The following is an 18,007-nucleotide window of genomic DNA, read 5'->3' on the forward strand; positions in this document are numbered from 1 at the left end:
GGCACGTTCGTACGACGCAAAGGAGTCTGCATGGCTGGTCCCGGATTGAAAAGAGCGGTTGGCCTGAGCCTCCTTGTCCTGTTGAGCGCCTGCGGCGAAAAACCACAGGTTGAAAAGGACCGTCCGCGGGTCTTCGTGCAGGCCGTCAAATCGGCGGATTACGCCGCGTCCGTGACACTCACCGGCGATGTTCAGGCGCGCGTCCAGACTGAGCTGTCGTTTCGTGTCGGCGGCAAGATCATTCAGCGCATGGTCGATGTCGGTGACCGGGTGTCGGCCAAACAAGTGCTCGCCAAACTCGATCCGAAAGACCTGCAGACCAATGTCGACTCGGCCCAGGCGCAGGTCGTCGCCGAACAGGCACGGGTCAAACAGACCGCCGCCGCCTTCGTTCGCCAGCAAAAACTCCTGCCCAAGGGCTACACCAGTCAAAGCGAGTTCGACTCCGCCCAGGCCGCATTGCGCAGCAGCCAGAGCGCGCTGACGGCCGCCCAGGCGCAACTGGCCAACGCCCGTGAGCAACTGAGTTACACCGCGCTGATCGCCGACGCACCGGGGGTCATTACGGCCCGTCAGGCCGAAGTCGGCCAGGTGGTGCAGGCGACGATGCCGATTTTCAGCCTGGCGCGTGACGGTGAGCGCGACGCGGTGTTCAACGTCTACGAATCGCTGCTGGGGAAGGCGCCCGAAGAAAAAGCGATTGTGGTCAGCCTGCTCGGCAACCCGTCTATCAAGACCACGGGCACGGTTCGGGAGGTCACCCCGGCGGTATCCGCGCAGACCGGCACGGTGCAGGTCAAAGTTACCCTGAACGGTTTGCCGGAAGGCATGCAGCTCGGCTCGGTGGTCAGTGCCACGGCGAAGATACCGGGCAAATCAGCAGTCGAACTGCCGTGGTCGGCCCTGACCAAAAACCTCAGCGACCCGGCCGTTTGGCTGGTGGACGACGAAGGCAAGGCGCAGTTGCATACGGTCACGGTCGGTCGTTACCTGACCGGTAAAGTCATCATCAGCGACGGCCTGAAGGGCGGCGAAAAAGTCATCATCGCTGGCGGCCAGTTGCTGCACCCCGGCGTGAAGGTGGAAATCGCCGAAAACACCTATAAAGACCTGGCCGAAGGAGCCCAGCCATGAAGCGCCTGTTGCTGGTGTTCGCCGGTGTGATGCTGGTGGCCTGTTCGGAAAAAGAGCCGCCGCCGGAGCCGGTCCGCCCGGTGCTGTCGATCGAGGTCCAGGCGCTGGACGAGGAAAATCTCGGCCGCTTCGCCGGCAGCATCCAGGCCCGTTACGAAACCAATGTCGGTTTCCGCGTGCCGGGGCGTATCGCCAGCCGTAACGTCGATGTCGGTGCCGAAGTGGCGAAGGGCGCCTTGCTCGCCACGCTCGATCCCACGGATCAGCAAAACCAGCTGCGCTCGGCCGAGGGCGATCTGGCCCGCGTTCAGGCGCTGCTCATCAACGCCCAGGCCAACGCCCGGCGACAGCAGGAACTGTTCGATCGCGGGGTCGGTGCGCAAGCCCAATTGGACATCGCCCAGACGGATCTGAAAACCACTCAGGCTTCCCTCGATCAAGCCAAGGCAGCGGTCGATCAGGCCAAGGACCAACTCAGTTACGTCGAACTGCGCACCGACCACAAAGCCATCGTCACCGCCTGGAATGCCGAAGCCGGGCAAGTGGTGACCGCCGGCCAGCAAGTGGTGACCCTGGCGCAGCCGGACATCAAGGAAGCGGTGATCGACCTGCCCGACACGCTGGTCGATCAGTTGCCGGCGGACGTGGTGTTTCAGGTCGCCGTGCAACTGGACCCGAGCATCACCACCACCGCCATCGTTCGAGAAATCGAACCCCAGGCTCAAAGCGCCACCCGCACCCGTCGCGCCCGCCTGACCCTGACCGATACACCCGCCGGTTTCCGGCTGGGCACCGCCATCAGCGTGACCCTCAGCTCCGCGATCAAGCCACGTATTGTGTTGCCCTTGACCGCGCTGCAAGAGGTCGATGGAAAATCGCGAATCTGGGTCATCGACCCGCAGACCCAAACCGTTTCCCCGCGTGACATCAGCCTGATCAGCCGAACTGACTCGACGATGGTCCTGGCCAGCGGCGTGAAATCCGGCGAGCGCGTCGTCAGTGCCGGTGTGAACAGCCTGAAACCGGGGCAGAAAGTGAAAATCGACGAGGACAACCCACAATGAAAGGGAGTTTCAATTTATCCGAATGGGCCCTCAAGCATCAGTCGTTTGTCTGGTATCTGATGTTCGTTGCGCTGCTGATGGGTGTGTTCTCGTACATGAACCTCGGCCGCGAAGAAGACCCCTCGTTCACCATCAAGACCATGGTGATCCAGACGCGCTGGCCGGGCGCGACCCAGGAAGAAACCCTCAAACAGGTCACTGACCGCATCGAGAAAAAACTCGAAGAGCTCGACTCCCTCGACTATGTGAAAAGCTACACCCGTCCCGGCGAATCGACGGTGTTCGTCAACCTGCGCGACACCACCAGTGCCAAGGACATTCCGGAAATCTGGTACCAGGTGCGCAAGAAGATCAACGACATTCGCGGCGACTTCCCCAAAGGCCTGCAAGGGCCAGGGTTCAACGATGAATTCGGTGATGTGTTCGGTTCGGTGTACGCCTTTACCGCTGACGGCTTGTCGATGCGCCAGTTGCGCGATTACGTCGAGCAGGTCCGCGCCGAGATCCGTGAGGTGCCGGGTCTGGGCAAGGTCGAGATGGTCGGCGAGCAGGATGAGGTGCTCTACCTGAACTTCTCCACTCGCAAACTGGCAGCGCTGGGCATTGATCAGCGTCAGGTCGTGGAGAGCCTGCAATCGCAAAACGCGGTGACGCCGGCCGGGGTGATCGAGGCCGGGCCGGAGCGGATTTCCGTGCGCACCACAGGGCAGTTCGCTTCCGAGAAAGACCTGGAAAACGTCAACCTGCGGCTCAACGACCGCTTCTATCGCCTGGCCGACATCGCTGAAATCAGCCGTGGCTATGTCGACCCGGCAACGCCGGAGTTCCGCTTTAACGGCAAACCGGCCATCGGCCTGGCCATTGCCATGCAGAAGGGCGGCAACATTCAGGTGTTCGGCAAGGCGCTGCACCAGCGCATGACCGACCTGACCGCCGACCTGCCGGTAGGCGTCGGCGTGTACAACGTCTCCGATCAGGCCGAAGTGGTGGAAGAAGCCGTCGGCGGTTTCACCAGCGCGCTGTTCGAAGCGGTGGTGATCGTGCTGATCGTCAGTTTCGTCAGCCTCGGCGTGCGCGCCGGATTGGTGGTGGCGTGCTCGATTCCGCTGGTGCTGGCGATGGTCTTCGTCTTCATGGAGTACAGCGGCATCACCATGCAGCGGATTTCCCTCGGCGCATTGATCATCGCCCTCGGCCTGTTGGTGGACGACGCGATGATCACGGTGGAGATGATGGTCACCCGGCTGGAGATGGGCGAAACCAAGGAGCAGGCGGCCACCTTCGCCTACACCTCGACCGCGTTCCCGATGCTCACCGGTACGCTGGTGACGGTGGCCGGTTTTGTGCCGATCGGCCTGAACGCCAGTTCGGCGGGCGAGTATACCTTTTCGCTTTTCGCGGTGATTGCAGTGGCGATGCTGGTGTCGTGGATCGTCGCGGTGTTGTTCGCGCCGGTGATCGGCGTGCACATCCTCAGCGCCAACGTGAAAGCCCATGACACCGAGCCTGGGCGCATTGGCCGTGCCTTCAATTACAGCATGCTCTGGGCCATGCGCAATCGCTGGTGGGCCATCGGCATCACCATTGCCTTGTTCGTGGGATCGGTGTTTTCCATGCAGTTCGTGCAGAACCAGTTCTTCCCGTCCTCCGACCGCCCGGAAATCCTCGTCGACCTGAACCTGCCGCAAAACGCCTCGATTGCCGAAACCCGCAAGGTGGTGGACAAGCTCGAAGCCACGTTCAAGGACGACCCGGACATCGTGCGCTGGAGCACCTACATCGGCGAGGGGGCGATCCGTTTCTACCTGCCGCTCGACCAGCAATTGCAGAATCCGTACTACGCGCAATTGGTCATCGTCAGCAAGGGCCCGGAATCGCGAGAAGCCCTGAGTCAGCGTTTGCGCGAGCGCTTGCGCAAGGATTTCGTCGGCATCGGCAGCTACGTCCAGGCGCTGGAAGTGGGCCCGCCTGTCGGGCGGCCGATTCAGTACCGGGTCAGCGGCAAGGACATCGACCAGGTGCGTAAACATGCCATCGCCCTGGCCACCGAGCTGGATAAGAACTCGCACATCGGCGAGATCATTTACGACTGGAACGAGCCGGGCAAAGTCCTGCGCATCGACATCGCCCAGGACAAGGTGCGGCAACTGGGGCTGTCGTCGGAAGACGTGGCCAACCTGATGAACAGTATTGTGGTCGGTGCGCCGGTGACGCAGGTCGATGACGATATCTATCTGATCAACGTCGTCGGCCGCGCGGTGGACGCGGAGCGCGGTACGCCGGAAACCTTGCAGAACCTGCAGATCGTCACGCCGAGCGGCACTTCGATTCCGCTACTGGCCTTCGCCACTGTGCGCTATGAACTTGAGCAGCCACTGGTGTGGCGTCGCGACCGCAAGCCGACGATCACCATCAAGGCGGCGGTGCGCGACGAGATTCAGCCGACCGATCTGGTCAAGCAACTGAAACCGGCCATCGACACGTTCGCCGCCGGTTTGCCGGTGGGTTACACGGTCGCCACCGGTGGTACGGTTGAGCAAAGCGCCAAGTCCCAGGGACCGATTGCCAAGGTTGTGCCGTTGATGCTGTTCTTGATGGCGACCTTCCTGATGATCCAGCTGCACAGCGTGCAGAAGCTGTTCCTGGTGGCCAGCGTCGCGCCGCTCGGCCTGATCGGCGTGGTGCTGGCGTTGATCCCGACAGGTACGCCAATGGGCTTCGTGGCGATCCTCGGGATTCTGGCGCTGATCGGCATCATCATCCGCAACTCGGTGATTCTGGTGACGCAGATCGAAGAGTTGGAGAAAGAGGGACTGGCCCCGTGGGATGCGGTGGCGCAAGCCACCGAACACCGTCGCCGGCCGATTCTGTTGACGGCCGCGGCGGCGAGTCTGGGGATGTTCCCGATTGCCCGGGAAGTGTTCTGGGGGCCGATGGCGTACGCGATGATCGGCGGGATTATTATTGCGACGCTGCTGACGCTGCTGTTTTTGCCGGCGCTGTATGTGGCTTGGTACAAGATTCGCGAGCCGAAAAAAGAGGTGCGGTAAGGCGAGCGCTGCGCGCTCATCGCGGGCAAGCCATGCTCCCACAGGTTTTGTGTCGATCCCGGATGTTGTGATCGTCGCAAAACCTGTGGGAGCGTGGCTTGCCCGCGATGGCGTCAGTTCAGGCACCACAAACCTGAGGTTTACGCTTTACGCCAGACACTCGCCAACCAAGGCTGCTGCTCCCGCGGCAGCCCCGCTGGGCGGTAGTAATGCTCAAGCTCCGCAAACCCCGCCTCGGTCAGCAAATCCTTCCACGCCTGAAGATCGTGATATGCCCCGTACCGCGGCCCATTCCAGCCTTCCTGATTCTCACCACGCGGATTGGAGCTGAACAACACACCGCCCGGTTTCAGCGCCCCGCGCAACTCCTTCAACACCCGAGGCAATTCCTGACGCGGAATGTGGAACAGCACCGCATTGGCGAAGATCCCGTCGAAGCGTTCAGCCGGCAGATCGAGTTTCAAAAAATCCTGCTGCCAGACCTCACAACCACTGTCTTCGCGTGCCATCTGCGCAAATTTCTCCGAGCCATCAAGCCCGACAGCGGTGTGGCCCATGCGCGTGAACGTCTGCAAATCACGACCCGGCCCGCAGCCAAAGTCGAGAATGTCGAATGGCGCCTCGCCCTGAATATGCCGCAACAGCGCATCGATGTTCTGGCTGACATCGTGATCACGCGTGCCTTCGCGAAACCCTTCGGCCACCGAGTTGTAATGACCCAGGGTGGTGGAGGTGATCTGCTCGAGGTCGGCGGGAGTTTGTTTCATGGGTCGGCTGCACAGGCAATTGGGGTTTGCCGAATATACGCCATGACCTCGGTGGCTGCATCGCAGCCATTCGCGGGCAAGCCTCGCTCCTACGGTAGTTGCATCGTCTAAACGATCACAAAACCCTGTAGGAGCAAGGCTTGCCCGCGAAAGCGGCATCACTGTCGATCAAAGACTTCAGCCGGACTCAACGCTTGTTGAGACCCCGCGCCAACCGATCCCCACCTAACTGAATCACCGCCACCAACACCACCAGCAACACAATCACCGTCAACATGATCTGGCTATCAAACCGCTGATAACCATACCGATAAGCAATGTCCCCCAACCCACCGGCACCAATCGCCCCGGCCATGGCCGATGAGTTGATCATCGTCACCAGCGTAATGGTGAAACCACCCACAATCCCCGGCAACGCCTCAGGCAACAACACATGCCAAACGATATGCCAACGCCGGCACCCCATCGCTTGCGCCGCCTCGATCAACCCGTAATCAACTTCACGCAAACTGACTTCCGCGATACGCGCAAAGAATGGCGTGGCCGCAATCGTCAGCGGCACTACAGCAGCCCAGACACCGTAAGTGGTGCCCACGATCAACCGCGTGAACGGAATCAACGCCACCATCAAAATCAAAAACGGAATCGAGCGGAACAGGTTCACGAACGCGCCCAATGCGCGGTTCAGTGCCGGTGCTTCGTAGATCCCGCCCTTGGAGCTGGTGACCAGGATCACCGCCAGCGGAATGCCCGCCAGCAGCGCGATCAATGACGACACGCCGACCATCAAAAACGTGTCGAAGAAACCTTGCAGCAAGCGATCAAACCACATAACCCAGCACCTCCACCTGTTGTGCCCAGTGACCGGCGCGCTGACGCAGTTCTTCGGCACCCAGCGACGAGCCGGCCACCGCCAACAGCAATTGCCCCAGTGCATGGCCCTGAATCCGTTCCACGCCGCCTTGCAGCAAACGCACACGGCCGCCGAGTGCGGCGAACAGCGCCGCCAGATCCGGTTCGTCCGTGGCGCTGCCGGTGAATTGCAAACGCAGGACCACGGCAGCGTCCGACGACTGTGGTTGAGCCTGAAGGCGACTTTGCAGCTCTTGCGGCAACGCGTGTTGCAACGGTGCGAGCAAGGTTTTGCTGACCTCATGCTGCGGGTTGCCGAAGACCTCCCAGACCGGCCCTTGCTCGACGATCCGCCCGTGTTCCAGTACCACGACCCGATCGCAGATATCGCGGATCACCGCCATCTCGTGGGTGATCAGTACGATGGTCAAACCCAGGCGCTGATTGATCTCGCGCAGCAGGCCGAGGATCGATTGCGTGGTCTCCGGGTCCAGTGCCGAAGTGGCTTCGTCGCACAGCAGAATCGCCGGGTCATGCACCAGGGCGCGGGCGATGCCGACGCGCTGTTTCTGCCCGCCGGAAAGCTGCGCCGGGTAGGCCTTGTGTTTCTCTTGCAGGCCGACCAGCTCAAGCAGTTCACGAACCTTCCGCTCGCGTTTTTCCTTGGGCACGCCGGCGACTTTCAGCGGCAACTCGACGTTCTGCCAAACGGTCTTGGCCGACATCAGGTTGAAGTGCTGGAAGATCATGCCGATGCGCCGACGCAGCTTTACCAGGCGGTCTTCATCGAACTCGCCGATGTCCACTTGATCGATCAGCACGCGCCCGGTGCTCGGTTGTTCGAGACGGTTGATGGTACGGATCAGCGACGACTTGCCGGCGCCGCTGCGGCCGATGATGCCGAACACTTCGCCGCGCTGGATCGCCAGGTCGATACCATGCAGCGCGGCCACCGGACCTTGCTGGCCGTTGTAGGTTTTGCCCAGACCGATGAAGCGCACGTGAGCGCGGTTCAGGTCCGGGTGCAGTTCCGTCTGTGCGGCTTTATGTGGCTCTGGAATATCCAGTCGCCGTTGGATTGCGGCCGTCATTCTCAGCTTTCCCAACCGGCTTGATAGAGCTTGCCGTGCGTCTTGTCGAGGGCTGCGCGAACGACTGGCGAATGCTGGTAGATGTCGACGAATTTGATCAGGCGCGGGTCGGCTTTGTTTTTCGGCTGGATCACGAACTGGATCACGTATTCCTTGTGATCCAGGCCGTCGAACAGCAGTGCAGAACCGGCATCGAAGGTCTTCGCCAGTCGGATGTACGCCGGGTAGCCCTGAACCAGATCGGCATCATCGTAGGCACGCACCAGTTGTACGGCTTCGACCTGCAAAATTTTGATTTTCTTCGGATTGGCGATGATGTCTTCTTCGGTGGCCTTGTAGCCGACACCCGGTTTGAGTGTGATCAACCCGGCCTTGGCCAGCAGTTGCAAGCCACGACCGCTGTTGATCGGGTCGTTGGCGATGGCCACGCTGGCGCCTTCCGGCAGCTCGTCGAAGCTTTTGTATTTCTTCGAGTAGAGGCCGACGTTGTTGATGATCCCCGGCGCGAACGGCACCAGGTCAAAACCGGAGGCGGCCTTGGCGTTTTCCAGGAACGGGACGTGCTGGAAGTAGTTCACGTCGATGTCGCCAGCCGCGAGGCTGACGTTGGGGGCGATCCAGTCGGTGAACTCGACGAGTTCGACTTTCAGGCCTTGTTTGTTGGCTTCTTCGACGGCGGCCTCCAGGGGGATGGCGAACGCGGCGGTGGTACCGACTTTCAGCGGTGCGTCGGCGGCGAAGGTGATGGAGCTGAAGAGGCCGAGGGCCAGGGCCAGTGCTTTGACTGGGTGAGAGAGGTATTGCTTGGTCATGAGGGTTATTCCAGTCAATTAACAAATGTGTGAACGCATTTGTGGCGAGGGAGCTTGCTCCCGCTGGGCTGTGGAGCAGCCCCAAAGCCATTCGATGAGGTGTGTCAGGTACAACTCGATTGCAGGTTTTGCGACTGCTGCGCAGCCGAGCGGGAGCAAGCTCCCTCGCCACAGGGATTAGTGTCGGTAGTGAGATCCGGTATGTTGCTCAGGCAAATGCGCTTCACCGTGAAACAGTTTTTCTCGCAGGCTGCCGCTGTCGTAAGCCGTCTTGTACGACCCGCGCCGTTGCAACTCCGGAATCACCAGTTCAATGAAATCCACATAGCTTTCCGGCGTGACAATCCGCGTCAGGTTGAAGCCATCCAGCCCGGTTTCGGCAATCCACGACTCCAGCTCATCCGCCACTTGCTCCGGCGAACCCACCACGGTGATGTAGCGACCGCCGAGGGCGTGTTGCTCGAGCAATTTGCGCCGCGTCCAGTCGTTGTTTTGCAGGTTTTTGGTGGCCGACTGAATCGCGTTGCTCTTCACGTACTGGATCGGTTCGTCGATGGCGTACTCGGAAAAATCGATCCCGGTCGACGCCGAGAAATGCGCCACACCGGCTTCGGCACTGGCGTAGCTCAAGTACTCGGCATGCTTGGCCCAGGCCAGCTCTTCGGTGGCGCCGACAATCACGTTCAGCCCCATGAACACCTTGATGTCCTCAGGATTGCGCCCGGCCGCAACGGCGCTGGCGCGCACCTTGTCCACTTGAACCTTGGTTGATGGCTTGTTCTGCCCGCTGATGAACACGCACTCGGCATGGCGCCCGGCAAACAGTAAACCGCGATCCGAACTGCCGGCCTGGAACAGCACCGGCGTACGCTGCGGCGACGGTTCGCAGAGGTGATAACCCTCGACCTGATAGAACTCGCCCTTGTGCTCGACCTTGTGCACTTTGTCCGGCTGCGCGTAGATCCGTTGCTGTGGATCGTTGAGCACCGCGCCGTTTTCCCAACTGCCTTCCCAAAGTTTGTAGAGCACTTCGAGGTATTCGTCGGCCTGGTCGTAACGACGGTCGTGTTCCACCTGCTCGCTCAAGCCCATGGCTTTGGCGGCGCTGTCGAGGTAACCGGTGACGATGTTCCAGCCGACCCGACCGCGACTCAGATGATCGAGCGTCGACATGCGTCGGGCGAACAGATAGGGCGGCTCGTACGTCAGGTTGGCAGTGAGGCCGAAACCAAGATTTTTGGTGACGGCAGCCATGGCCGAGACCAGCAGCAGCGGATCGTTGACCGGTAACTGGATTGACTCTTTCAGCGGCACGTCCACCGAGTTTTGGTAGACGTCGTACACGCCGACGATGTCGGCGATGAACAAACCATCGAACAACCCGCGCTCCAGCAGTTGAGCCAGCTCGGTCCAATACTCGATTGTCTTGTATTGAGTGGAGGTGTCCCGTGGGTGCGTCCACAAGCCATGGTTGATGTGCCCGATGCAGTTCATGTTGAACGCGTTGAGCAGGATCTTCTTCTTGCTCATCAGATGGTCCCCCGCAACGGCGGGTTTTCATCGTTGAGGTAGTAGTTGCCCACGGCGTGGTACTTCCAGCGCACCGGGTCGTGCAACGTGTGCACCCGAGCATTGCGCCAGTGGCGGTCGAGGCCGTGCTCGATCAGGGTCGCCTGGCTGCCGGCCAGTTCGAACAGCGTGCTGCCTGCGGTGAGGGAGATTTCGGTGCTGATGGCGCGGGCTTCGGCGACGGCGATCGATGCGGCGGCAACGGTCTCTGCGTTGGTCTCGGCCTGGGCCTTGTCGAGGAATTCGCCGGAGCGCTCCAGCAGGGCTTCGGCGGCATGCAGGCGGATGCTCAGATGGCCGAAACTCTTGATGGTCAGTGGGTCGTCGATGGCTTTTTCGTGCGTGGCGTCGATCCATGGCCGGGTTTTGGTCCGCACGAAATGCAGCGCATCTTCATAGGCTGCGCGGGCGATGCCGGTGTCGATGGCGGCGTGAAGAATCTGCGCCAACGGGCCGACGGTCGTCGGGCGTTCGAAAGCGCTTTGAAACGGGATCACGTCTTCGGCGGCGACGTAGACGTCTTCGAACACCACCGAACCGCTGCCGGTGGTGCGCTGGCCGAAACCGCTCCAGTCGTCGATGACGGTCAGGCCTTTGCTGTCGCGCGGGACGAACGCCAGTTGCTGCACGCCGTTTTCATCCACCACCGACGTCGGGATACGTTGTGCGTAGATCGCGCCTGTAGCGTAGAACTTGCGGCCGTTGATGCGATAGCCGTCACCGTCGCTTGTCAGGCTGGTGACGCGGTCGTGGGCGGTTTTGGTGCCGAGTTCGGCGAGCGCATTGCCGAAGCGCTGACCGGCCAGCACTTCAGCGTAAAGGCGTTTTTTCTGCTCGGCACTGCCGTTCACACGCAGCACTTCGAGGGCATAAAAATGGTTCTGCGGAATTTGTCCGAGGGAACCGTCAGCCTGGGCGATCAAGGCAATCACCTTGGCCAGCGTGACGTTGGAAACGCCAGCGCCGCCATACCCCTTCGGCACGCTGATGCCCCACAGGCCCGATCGGGAAAACACTTCCAGTTCCGGGTGCGGCAAACGGCGTTCGCGGTCGCGCAAGGCGCTGTCGCGTTTGAAATCTTCAGCCAGATCAGTGGCGACGATCAGGGCTTGCTCATCGCTGGTGATAACCGCGACGTGGTGAGAAAGAGTCATGTGTTTCTCCAGAGCTCTGGTTAAAAGTGTTCTGGTCGTTAAATCCAGGAATGACGAGCCGGCAAAGTACCGTTCAGGTGATACGCGCCGACCGCGTGATACTTCCAGCGCACCGGGTCGTGCAGTGTGTGCACGCGGGCGTTGCGCCAGTGGCGGTCGAGGTTGAATTCGGCGAGGGTGGCGCGGCTGCCGGCCAGTTCGAAAAGCTTTTCGCTGGCCAGCAGCGAGATCTCGGTGGTCAGCACCTTGGCTTCCGCCACGGCAATCGAAGCGCGCGCGGCGGACTCGGCCGTGAGCGGCGCGGCATTGACCTGATCAAGCACTTGCCCGGCCTTGCGCAGCAGCGCTTCGGCGGCGTGCAGCTCGATTTTCAGTTTGCCGATGTCGGCGATCACGTACAGGTCATCGCTGGCGCGTTCGACCTTGGCGTCGATCCATGGCCGTGCGCGGGTTTTCACGAATTCGATGGCGTCGTCGATGGCGCCGCGAGCAATACCGGCGTCGATGGCCGCTTGAATCAATTGCGACACGGCGCCCTGAATGTTCGGCTTGTCGTTGATCTTCCAGTTATCCACCACCAGCTCGGCGTCGACCCGCACGTTGTTGAGCAAAATGGTGCCGCTGGCGGTGGTGCGCTGGCCGAAACCGGACCAGTCATCGACGATGCGCAGGCCCGGTGTGCCGCGACGGACAAAGGCCAGCACTTGCTTGCCGTCGTCATTCAACGCCTTGACCGCGACCCAGTGGGCGAAGAGGGCGCCGGTGGAGTAGAACTTCTGTCCACTGATGACAAAACAGTCGCCGTCGGCGGTGATCCGTGCCTTGAGTTCCAGGGTGTTCTTGGTGCCGCGTTCAGGCCCGGCATTGCCGATGCGCCAACCTTCCAGCACGCTTTTGAACAGCTGCTTTTTCTGCGCCTCGGTCGCGCTGCCGAGCACCAGGTTGAGAATGCCGAACTGGTTCTGCGGGATCTGTCCCAATGCCGGGTCGGCCGCGGAAATGATCGCGAACACCTCGGCCAGTGTGACGAACGAAACCTGCGGGCCACCGTACTCGCGCGGAATGGCAATGCTACCCAGGCCGCTGCGGGTGAACTGTTCGATTTCCGACCATGGCAACTTGCGCTGCTGGTCGCGTCTGGCCGCTTGCAGGCGGGCGACGTGCGCCAGCTCATGGGCGGCCTTGATGGCTTGAGCGTCGTTGCGCAAGACCTGCGCGGGCAACAACAATGGGGCGACGTCCAGATCACTCTGGATGGTTGCTTCTGCCAGACTGGACATCAGTGCCGCTCCTTGGCTGCACGCAATGCCCTGGCGATCTGCACTGGGGTGATTGTGTTCCGGACCATACCTACCTCACATCTCATGGAACGCCGCGAGGGTTGCGGCGAAGTAAAAACAAGAATGTCCGGTGGTCCGGTACATATACCCTAAGCGTGTATAAAAAATTAATAAACTAACTTTTAGGAATATGGATAGAAGTGTCTCGGGGGCAACTGTCTGCAGGGCAACACTTTGTTTTTGTAGCAACAGACACAGCTCGCGTTCGGATTTTGTAGGAGCGAGCTTGCTCGCGAAAAACGTGCAGGCAACGCGTTCATTCAGGTAGCCAGCGTCATCGTTGACGTCCATCGTCGGAACGCCGCCCGGAGCAAGCTCGCTCCTACAGTTAGAACGGCGGCCTTGGCTTTCCTTCAACAGCCATGAGCCATTCCTTTCGGCGGCACCTTGAGGTACGGATTGGCACACCCAATCTTCAACGTCCGTGCCGGTGCCCAGCGCGAGTTGTTACCCACCCGGTCGAGGATGCAGTAGGTCACTTCCAGCCGCAGGTCTTCGCCTGCTTCGAGAATGATCGCTGGCGGCACCCAGACCTGAATCGGCTCGCCCACGTCGCTCGCCTTGAGCCGTGGCAGGTCCATGCGCGCATCGCCCCAGCGCAAGGTGATTTCATCGTCGGCGGCCATGTTCAAGTACGGCTCGATGGTCAGGGGAACGCCGCGCTTGATCTGGTTCGGGTTGACGCCCTGACGGCGGATTGTTTCGGGAATGCTCACCGGTGCCAGACACTGGTTTTCGTCACCACACAGTGCGGATGGCTGGCCACCCGGGCAGTCGAGCTTGACCTGTACACGTGTTGCCGGCGACAGCGCAGGCCCATGGCCGACCTGCATGAGCCGATAGTGAATGCGTGAGGAGCCATTGGCGATGAAGCTTTCCGGCACTCGCAGACTGATCGCTTTACCGACGTCATGGGTATTCAGCACCCTGGAGGCCACGTAGCAGTTGTCCCAGAACAGCTCGATCAAGTCGCCTTCATCCATGCCGGGGTAAGGCGCGACGTCGATCTGCAGATGAGCTGCCGAGGTGATATTGATGCCGCTCTTGTGTGATTGCGCCACGGTCGGCGCCGCAAGTTCGGGTTTGTTCGAAGTGTTTTTCATGGGTTTCTCCTTGAAGTCTTGCAGCGAAGTCCGTTTCTGAAAGAGCTGAATTGCCGAGCAACAAACGGCTCATTACTTTCGTATGAGAACAATGATTGATCGTGAATGCTTACATCGGCTGGAGACTAGATAAGAGTGCGCATGAATAACTGTCAATAGAATGAGTTAGTTGAGTAGTGAATCGGGTGTTATTCAGAAAGCTCCTACGTTTTCAGGTTAAGAAGCCGCATCGTGCTGTCGAACATGACCACTGAATCAGCGGTTTTTGCAAAGTGTACATGCAGACCACGCGCACACTGAGGGTGAGGAGCTTCGAGGATTTTAGGCGAGGTTTATCTGTAGCAGGACATAGATATGTACCGCACACAATATTGAAAGAAAGATAAATTATTCGAGTGTGCGTGAGGAGGATTACGACCGTGCAATGTTACTTCCGTCCGTGGAAGTTAACACTTTGTCATTACAGCTCAGTTGTGAGCATTGTTCAGAAACTTGCTGAGAAACTGCTTTGTGCGTTCTTCTTTAGGATTGGCAAACAGCGCCTTGGCTTCGCCTTGCTCGACGATCACACCCTTGTCGAAAAACACCACGCGGTTGGCCACGTCACGGGCAAAACCCATTTCGTGAGTAACGATGACCATGGTGCGCTTCTCCTCGGCCAGGCTGCGGATGGTCGCCAGCACTTCACCCACCAGCTCCGGATCGAGCGCTGAGGTGGGTTCATCGAACAGGATCACTTCCGGCTCCATCGCCAGCGCCCGGGCAATCGCCACACGCTGTTGCTGCCCACCGGAGAGGCGTCGCGGGTAAGCGTCTTCCTTGCCCGCCAGGCCAACCCTGGCCAACAGCTTTTTACCCAGGGCAACGGCTTCGGCGTGCGGGATCTTCTTCACGATGATCGGGCCTTCGATGACGTTTTCCAGGGCGGTGCGATGGGGGAACAGGTTGAAGCTCTGGAACACGAAGCCAACGTGCTGACGCAAGCGCCGCACCAGGCTCTGCTGCTGGTTCAGCGGGCGGCTGCCATCGATTTCGATGTCACCGACCTTGATCCGGCCGCTGGTGGGTTCTTCCAGGAAGTTCAGGCAACGCAGGAACGTGGTTTTCCCCGAGCCACTCGGCCCGATGATCGCGACGACCTCGCCTTCCTTCACCTGCAGATCGATGCCGTTGAGCACGACTTGACCCTTGAACTGCTTTGTCAGTTTTTCCACGACAATCATTGGGTCAGGACTCCAGGTCGTGCCGATTGACCCGTGCTTCCAACTGGTTCTGCAGGTGCGAAAGCACCGTAGCCAGAATCCAGTAGATCAGCGCGGCGGCAAGGTACATGGTGAAAATTTCAAAGGTACGGGCGGTAATCAGCTGCGCCTGACGGAACAGTTCCGGCACCTGAATGGTGGCGGCCAGCGCCGTGTCCTTGACCAGCGAGATGAAGCTGTTGCCCAGCGGTGGCAGGGCCGTGCGCATCGCCTGCGGCAGAATGGCCCGGCGCAGGGTTTGCGCGCGGGTCATGCCGATACTGGCTGCGGCTTCCCACTGGCCACGCTCGATGGAGCTGATCGCGGCACGGAGGATTTCGCAGGCGTAGGCGGCCATGTTCAGCGAGAAGCCGATCAGGGCCGCCGGCAGTGGGTCAAGTTCGATGCCCAGTTGCGGCAAGCCGTAATAGATCACGAACAGTTGCACCAGCAACGGCGTGCCGCGAAAGAACGACACGTAGATGCGGGCAATCCAGCTCACCAGCTTGAAGCGCGACAGACGCATCAACGCCAGGCCGAAACCCATCACCAGACCGAAGAACATCCCGCCCAGACTGAGGATTACCGTGTAGTACGCGCCCTTGAGCAGAAAGGGCGCGGAGTCCAGCGCAAGTTGGAAAGCTTCTTCCATTATTGAGTGACGTCAGCGCTGAAGTATTTTTCCGAAAGCTTTTTCAGCGTACCGTCGGCACGCAGCTTGTCGATGGCCTTGTTCACCGCGGCCAGCAGTTCAGGCTCGCCTTTGCGCAGGGCAATACCGGCTTCCTGACGGGAGAACGCTTCGCCGGCGGCGGAAGTATCCTTGGCTTTCTTGGCGTATTCCAGCGCGGCGAGGCGGTCGATCAGAATGGCGTCGATGCGGCCGACGCGCAGGTCCTGGAACTTGGTCGGATCATCTTCGTAAGTGCGGATGTCTGCCTTAGGCACATTCTCTTTCACCCACTGCTCGTAGTTGGTGCCCAGACCGACGCCTACTTTCTTGCCGGCCAGATCGGCGGCAGTCTTGATGGTGTCTTTGTTCTTGGTCAGGGTCAGCGCCTGAATCCCGGAAACGGTGTACGGCTTGGAGAAGTCATACTTCTTCTTGCGTTCTTCGGAGATGGTCACCTGGTTGATCACAGCGTCCAGACGCTTGGATTCCAGCGCCGCGAGGATGCCGTCCCATTTGGTCGGCTGCAGTTTGACCTTCACGCCCAGCTCTTTGGCCAGGGCTTCGGAAAATTCGACTTCGAAGCCGGCCAGTTTGCCGTCGGCATCGACGAAACTGAACGGTGGGTAGGTGCCTTCCAGACCGACGTTGATCACGCCCGCGTCCTTGATTTTTTGCAGCTGCTCACCGGCAACCGCTTGCCCCAGCAGGCCGGCGCTCAGCGCCAGGCCCAGCGAACCTACCAGCAGATTTCGACGTAGTGCGGAAAAATTCATGACAAGCCCCTGTGTTTTCTTATGAAGACGCTTTTAGGAATGTTGGCAAAATCGGGATTTGGACGACTGCAATATCCTGCCCTAAAGCAGCGTATGCGTCTCGCTGCAAATTCGCCTGCGGCGTGACTATATGACGCCGCTTTTAGATAGGAAAATAATAAATATTCTTTTTGTTATTCTTAAATTGCATATATGGCCGACTCGATCCCCTGTGGCGAGGGAGCTTGCTCCCGCTCGGCTGCGCAGCAGTCGTAACCCAGTCACCGCGATTCAACTGAAACACCGCGGCGCAAATTTTGGGGGCGCTCCGCGCCCCAGCGGGAGCAAGCTCCCTCGCCACAGGATGTTTTAGCCAGTTAGCGAATCTTTATAGGCAAACAACGCCGGCGCCCCGCCGGTGTGCAGGAAGATGATCGGCCCTTCATCAAAACGCTGACGACCAATCCCGTCGAGCAAACCGGCCATGGCCTTGCCGGTGTACACCGGGTCCAGCAGCAAACCTTCCTGACTCGCCACCAGCTTCACCGCCGACAGCGTCCCGGCATTCGGCTCGCCATAGCGCGGAGCAAAATATTCGTCCCACAACTCGACCTTGAAACTGGCCGGCAGGCGCACGTCCAACAGCGCCGCGGTACGCTCGGCGAGGCACTGGACCTTGGGCCGTTGATCTTCATCGCTACGGGAAACCGTCACACCAATCACTGGCAAATCCGGCAGTACTTCGCTCAACGCGAGTGCCAGACCGCTGTGAGTGCCGGCGCTGCCCGAGGCCAACACCACCGCAGCGAAAGTCAGGCCGGTGTCCTTGATCTGCTCGGCCAGTTCCAGCCCGGCGCGCACATAACCCAAAGCGCCCAACGCGTTCGAGCCACCGATCGGCACCAGATACGGTTTTTTGCCGTTGCTGCGCAGGCGTGCGGCCAAGGCTTCCAGTTGCTCGTCAGCGTTATCGAGGTTTTCCACCAACTCAACCTTGGTATCGAACAGATCGAGCAACAGCCGATTGCCGTTGCCGACATAGTTGGCGTCGTCGGTGCCCAAAGGATTTTCCAGCAGTGCTACGCATCCCAGGCCCAGTTTCGCTGCAAGAGCAGCTGTCTGGCGCACGTGGTTGGATTGCAGCGCGCCAGCGGTGATCAGCGTGTCCGCGCCTTGGGCCAGCGCATCGGCGGCCAGGTATTCGAGCTTGCGCAGCTTGTTGCCGCCCATCGCCAGCGGCGTCAGATCATCGCGTTTGACGTACACGTCGCGGCCGAGCCAGGCCGACAGGCGTTCGAGTTTTTCCAGAGGGGTCGGGTGGCCGAGTAGATCGAGGCGGTCAAAACGGGCGAGCTGTTGTTTGATCATGGGTCCGTACTGGCGGTGGGAGATGTCAGGACTATAG

15 protein-coding genes are annotated in these 18,007 nt (G+C 60.1%); 3 read left to right on the top strand and 12 right to left on the bottom strand.

All coding sequences use genetic code 11. From position 1 onward, the window contains the following. Positions 1-30: 30 nt before the first annotated feature. The 3 genes from ACA066_RS00960 to ACA066_RS00970 are packed head-to-tail and all read left to right on the top strand — an operon-like array spanning position 31 to position 5,248. Positions 31-1,134 (top strand): efflux RND transporter periplasmic adaptor subunit, encoded by a 1,104-nt coding sequence (locus ACA066_RS00960; protein WP_497697766.1) that lies wholly within the window; start codon positions 31-33, stop codon positions 1,132-1,134. Next, positions 1,131-2,198 (top strand): efflux RND transporter periplasmic adaptor subunit, encoded by a 1,068-nt coding sequence (locus ACA066_RS00965; RefSeq protein ID WP_497697767.1) that lies wholly within the window; start codon positions 1,131-1,133, stop codon positions 2,196-2,198. Before ACA066_RS00960 ends, ACA066_RS00965 begins: the two co-directional genes overlap by 4 nt. Next, positions 2,195-5,248, top strand: a complete 3,054-nt coding sequence (locus ACA066_RS00970; protein WP_497697768.1) for an efflux RND transporter permease subunit — start codon at positions 2,195-2,197, stop codon at positions 5,246-5,248. Before ACA066_RS00965 ends, ACA066_RS00970 begins: the two co-directional genes overlap by 4 nt. Before the next feature lie 140 nt (positions 5,249-5,388). On the opposite strand, the gene ACA066_RS00975 is transcribed toward ACA066_RS00970, so the two are convergent. From ACA066_RS00975 to ACA066_RS01030, 12 genes are all read right to left on the bottom strand, one after another. Beyond that, positions 5,389-6,015 (bottom strand): class I SAM-dependent methyltransferase, encoded by a 627-nt coding sequence (locus ACA066_RS00975; RefSeq protein WP_497697769.1) that lies wholly within the window; start codon positions 6,013-6,015, stop codon positions 5,389-5,391. Positions 6,016-6,202: 187 nt separating this feature from the next. Beyond that, complete coding sequence (locus ACA066_RS00980; RefSeq protein ID WP_497400997.1) at positions 6,203-6,847, bottom strand: methionine ABC transporter permease; 645 nt, start codon at positions 6,845-6,847, stop codon at positions 6,203-6,205. After that, positions 6,837-7,958: a methionine ABC transporter ATP-binding protein gene (locus ACA066_RS00985; RefSeq protein WP_497400999.1), complete on the bottom strand. Its 1,122-nt coding sequence runs from the start codon at positions 7,956-7,958 to the stop codon at positions 6,837-6,839. Before ACA066_RS00985 ends, ACA066_RS00980 begins: the two co-directional genes overlap by 11 nt. 2 nt (positions 7,959-7,960) lie before the next feature. Further along, the gene (locus ACA066_RS00990) at positions 7,961-8,770 is read right to left on the bottom strand and encodes a MetQ/NlpA family ABC transporter substrate-binding protein (RefSeq protein ID WP_497697770.1); all 810 of its coding nucleotides are present in this window, start codon (positions 8,768-8,770) and stop codon (positions 7,961-7,963) included. Between the two features lie 177 nt (positions 8,771-8,947). Next, positions 8,948-10,300 carry an LLM class flavin-dependent oxidoreductase gene (locus tag ACA066_RS00995; RefSeq protein WP_497697771.1) on the bottom strand — a complete coding sequence of 451 codons (1,353 nt, stop codon included), beginning with the start codon at positions 10,298-10,300 and terminating at the stop codon, positions 8,948-8,950. Further along, on the bottom strand, positions 10,300-11,493 hold the full coding sequence (locus ACA066_RS01000; RefSeq protein WP_497697772.1) for an SfnB family sulfur acquisition oxidoreductase: 1,194 nt from the start codon (positions 11,491-11,493) through the stop codon (positions 10,300-10,302). Before ACA066_RS01000 ends, ACA066_RS00995 begins: the two co-directional genes overlap by 1 nt. A gap of 38 nt (positions 11,494-11,531) precedes the next feature. Continuing rightward, entirely contained in the window at positions 11,532-12,773 is a 1,242-nt protein-coding gene (locus ACA066_RS01005; protein WP_497697773.1) for an SfnB family sulfur acquisition oxidoreductase, read from the bottom strand. A gap of 413 nt (positions 12,774-13,186) precedes the next feature. Beyond that, positions 13,187-13,936: a hypothetical protein gene (locus ACA066_RS01010; RefSeq protein WP_497697774.1), complete on the bottom strand. Its 750-nt coding sequence runs from the start codon at positions 13,934-13,936 to the stop codon at positions 13,187-13,189. Between the two features lie 467 nt (positions 13,937-14,403). After that, on the bottom strand, positions 14,404-15,159 hold the full coding sequence (gene tcyN / locus ACA066_RS01015) for an L-cystine ABC transporter ATP-binding protein TcyN (RefSeq protein ID WP_497697775.1): 756 nt from the start codon (positions 15,157-15,159) through the stop codon (positions 14,404-14,406). Positions 15,160-15,163: 4 nt separating this feature from the next. Then, a complete protein-coding gene (gene tcyL / locus ACA066_RS01020) occupies positions 15,164-15,829 on the bottom strand; it encodes a cystine ABC transporter permease (RefSeq protein WP_033058489.1) in 666 nt (221 codons plus the stop codon). After that, positions 15,829-16,623 carry a cystine ABC transporter substrate-binding protein gene (gene tcyJ, locus ACA066_RS01025; protein ID WP_497697776.1) on the bottom strand — a complete coding sequence of 265 codons (795 nt, stop codon included), beginning with the start codon at positions 16,621-16,623 and terminating at the stop codon, positions 15,829-15,831. Before tcyJ ends, tcyL begins: the two co-directional genes overlap by 1 nt. A 348-nt stretch (positions 16,624-16,971) precedes the next feature. Then, positions 16,972-17,970 carry a D-cysteine desulfhydrase gene (locus tag ACA066_RS01030; RefSeq protein WP_497697777.1) on the bottom strand — a complete coding sequence of 333 codons (999 nt, stop codon included), beginning with the start codon at positions 17,968-17,970 and terminating at the stop codon, positions 16,972-16,974. Positions 17,971-18,007 lie beyond the last annotated feature (37 nt).

Source organism: Pseudomonas sp. LBUM1651 (assembly GCF_059716135.1).

Bases quoted from the DNA above. Each gene is read 5' to 3' on its own strand.
- ACA066_RS00960 (WP_497697766.1), top strand. From the start codon at position 31: ATGGCTGGTCCCGGATTGAAAAGAGCGGTTGGCCTGAGCCTCCTTGTC.
- ACA066_RS00965 (WP_497697767.1), top strand. From the start codon at position 1,131: ATGAAGCGCCTGTTGCTGGTGTTCGCCGGTGTGATGCTGGTGGCCTGT.
- ACA066_RS00970 (WP_497697768.1), top strand. From the start codon at position 2,195: ATGAAAGGGAGTTTCAATTTATCCGAATGGGCCCTCAAGCATCAGTCG.
- ACA066_RS00975 (WP_497697769.1), bottom strand. From the start codon at position 6,015: ATGAAACAAACTCCCGCCGACCTCGAGCAGATCACCTCCACCACCCTG.
- ACA066_RS00980 (WP_497400997.1), bottom strand. From the start codon at position 6,847: ATGTGGTTTGATCGCTTGCTGCAAGGTTTCTTCGACACGTTTTTGATG.
- ACA066_RS00985 (WP_497400999.1), bottom strand. From the start codon at position 7,958: ATGACGGCCGCAATCCAACGGCGACTGGATATTCCAGAGCCACATAAA.
- ACA066_RS00990 (WP_497697770.1), bottom strand. From the start codon at position 8,770: ATGACCAAGCAATACCTCTCTCACCCAGTCAAAGCACTGGCCCTGGCC.
- ACA066_RS00995 (WP_497697771.1), bottom strand. From the start codon at position 10,300: ATGAGCAAGAAGAAGATCCTGCTCAACGCGTTCAACATGAACTGCATC.
- ACA066_RS01000 (WP_497697772.1), bottom strand. From the start codon at position 11,493: ATGACTCTTTCTCACCACGTCGCGGTTATCACCAGCGATGAGCAAGCC.
- ACA066_RS01005 (WP_497697773.1), bottom strand. From the start codon at position 12,773: ATGTCCAGTCTGGCAGAAGCAACCATCCAGAGTGATCTGGACGTCGCC.
- ACA066_RS01010 (WP_497697774.1), bottom strand. From the start codon at position 13,936: ATGAAAAACACTTCGAACAAACCCGAACTTGCGGCGCCGACCGTGGCG.
- tcyN (WP_497697775.1), bottom strand. From the start codon at position 15,159: ATGATTGTCGTGGAAAAACTGACAAAGCAGTTCAAGGGTCAAGTCGTG.
- tcyL (WP_033058489.1), bottom strand. From the start codon at position 15,829: ATGGAAGAAGCTTTCCAACTTGCGCTGGACTCCGCGCCCTTTCTGCTC.
- tcyJ (WP_497697776.1), bottom strand. From the start codon at position 16,623: ATGAATTTTTCCGCACTACGTCGAAATCTGCTGGTAGGTTCGCTGGGC.
- ACA066_RS01030 (WP_497697777.1), bottom strand. From the start codon at position 17,970: ATGATCAAACAACAGCTCGCCCGTTTTGACCGCCTCGATCTACTCGGC.